This window comes from Streptomyces gilvus (assembly GCF_022513565.1).
Classification (GTDB): Bacteria; Actinomycetota; Actinomycetes; order Streptomycetales; family Streptomycetaceae; genus Streptomyces; species Streptomyces gilvus.
In genome coordinates this window covers 1-2,203 of sequence record NZ_JAKWBE010000065.1, presented here as the reverse complement: position 1 = coordinate 2,203, position 2,203 = coordinate 1, and the positions used below count along the sequence as shown (strand labels likewise).

Below are 2,203 nucleotides of genomic sequence, written 5' to 3'. Positions count from 1 at the left end.
GCTGACCGCGATCCCCACCCTGATCGTCTACTTCGTCCTGCAACGCCAGTTCGTCAGCGGCCTCACCCTCGGCGCCAACAAGGGCTGACGCCCCGACGCCGGGCCCTTCACATGGAAGAGACCCCCGTGCACCACCCCTTCACCCCCGTCGCCTCCGTCCCCGTGGATCCGGCCAACGCCCGTGTCCACGAGGAGGGCTGGCAGTCCTGGAGCCCCAGCGGCGCCTACGCCCTCGGTGAGAAGCCGTACCGCCCGACCAACGACAACTGGGCGACGGTCTGTTACCGCCCGGGCGTCACCGTTCCCGAGGGTGTCTTCCAGGGCGAGGGCCTGCTGGCACTCGATCCCGGCGACGGTTCGCCGACCCGGCTCTGGGCGGCCGTGGACCCCACGGGCGAGGTTCCGTCGATCCGTCTGACGGTGACGGACGGCCTCGCGGAGGTCAGCGCGGACGGTGCGGTGAAGGAGTGGAGGGGCACGGACATCCAGGAGGCGCTCGGCAGTTGGGCCGAGAGCCTCGGCGCCGCGGCGCCGCGCCCGGCACCGACGGTCTGGTGCTCCTGGTACGAGTACTTCACCGAGGTCACCGAGGACGACATCCACGAGAACCTCCGTGCGATGGACACCCTCGACCTGCCCGTCGACGTCGTGCAGATCGACGACGGCTACCAGAGCGCACTCGGCGACTGGCTCACCCTCTCCGGGCGCTTCCGCTCCCGCGAGGGCATCGCGGACGCCATCCGGGCCCGCGGCCGCCGGGCCGGCATCTGGACGGCCCCCTTCCTGGTCGACCCGGCGAGCGACCTGGCCACCGAACACCCCGACTGGCTGGTCCGCGACACGGACGGCGGCTTCACGCACGCCGGCCGCAACTGGGGCCACGACCTGAGGGTGCTGGACACCACCCACCCCGAGGCGGCGGCCTACCTGACCGAGGTCTTCCGCACCCTGCGCGCCGAGGGCTACGACTACTTCAAGGTCGACTTCCTCTACGCGGGCGCGCTGGAGGGCGTACGGCACGCCTCCGTCGACGCGCTGACGGCGTACCGCTCGGGGATCGAGCTCATCCGTGAGGCGATCGGCCCGGACGCGTACCTGCTCGGCTGCGGGGCGCCCATCCTGCCCTCCATCGGCCTGTTCGACGCGATGCGAGTGAGCCCCGACACGGCCCCGCACCGCCGTCCCGAGGCGGACGACTACAGCCAGCCCGGGCAGGACCCGGCCGAGTTCACCGGCGCCGGCCGCCAGTGGCAGCACGGCCGGTTCTGGATCAACGACCCGGACTGCCTGATGGCCCGCCCGGCCGTGGAGACGCGCGAGCGCTGGGCGGCGCACGTGGAGGCGACCGGCGGCCTGATGGCCTCCAGCGACCGTCTGCTGTCCCTGGACGAGTGGGGCGTGGCCACCACGCGCCGTCTGCTGTCGGGAGCCGCGAAGTGAGCCGCGCCCTGAACGTGCCGGGCATCGCCTACGGCGGCGACTACAACCCGGAGCAGTGGCCCGAGGAGGTCTGGGCCGAGGACATGCGCCTCATGGCCGAGGCCGGGGTCAGCATGGTCAGCGTCAACATCTTCTCCTGGGCGCTGCTCGAACCCTCCGAGGGCACCTACGACTTCTCGCGCCTCGACCGCATCCTCGACCTGCTGCACGCCCACGGCATCGCCGCCGACCTCGCGACCCCGACGGCGGCCCCGCCGGCCTGGTTCTTCGTCGCCCACCCGGACGCCCTGCCGGTCGACAAGGACGGCCGCAGAATGTCGTACGGCAGCCGCCAGACGTTCTGCCCGTCCAGCCCCGCCTACCGCGAGGCGGCCCTGCGGATCACCGGCGAACTGGCCCGCCGCTACGCCGACCACCCGGCCGTGGTGATGTGGCACGTCCACAACGAGTACGGCTGCCACAACGCCGAGTGCTACTGCGACACCAGCGCCGCGGCCTTCCGTGACTGGCTGCAGGACAGGTACGCGAGCCTGGACGCCCTCAACCACGCCTGGGGCACCACCTTCTGGAGCCAGTGGTACTACGACTGGGACCAGATCCTGCCCCCGCGCGCGACGGGCGCGGTCCCGAACCCGACCCACCAGCTGGACTGGCGCCGCTTCTGCAGCGACGCCCTGCTGTCGCTGTACGAGGCGGAGCGGGACGTCCTGCGCGAGTCGGCGCCGTCGACCCCCGCCACCACCAACTTCATGGTGATGCACAA

At 71.9% G+C, this 2,203-nt stretch carries 2 protein-coding genes; both read left to right on the top strand.

Translation table 11 applies throughout. From position 1 onward, the window contains the following. Positions 1 to 126: 126 nt before the first annotated feature. A complete protein-coding gene (locus MKW14_RS40590; protein WP_240871792.1) occupies positions 127 to 1,440 on the top strand; it encodes a glycoside hydrolase family 36 protein in 1,314 nt (437 codons plus the stop codon). Continuing rightward, positions 1,437 to 2,203: beta-galactosidase (locus MKW14_RS40585; protein ID WP_240871790.1), on the top strand; the 767-nt coding region annotated here is incomplete at its 3' end. The genes MKW14_RS40590 and MKW14_RS40585, both read left to right, overlap by 4 nt.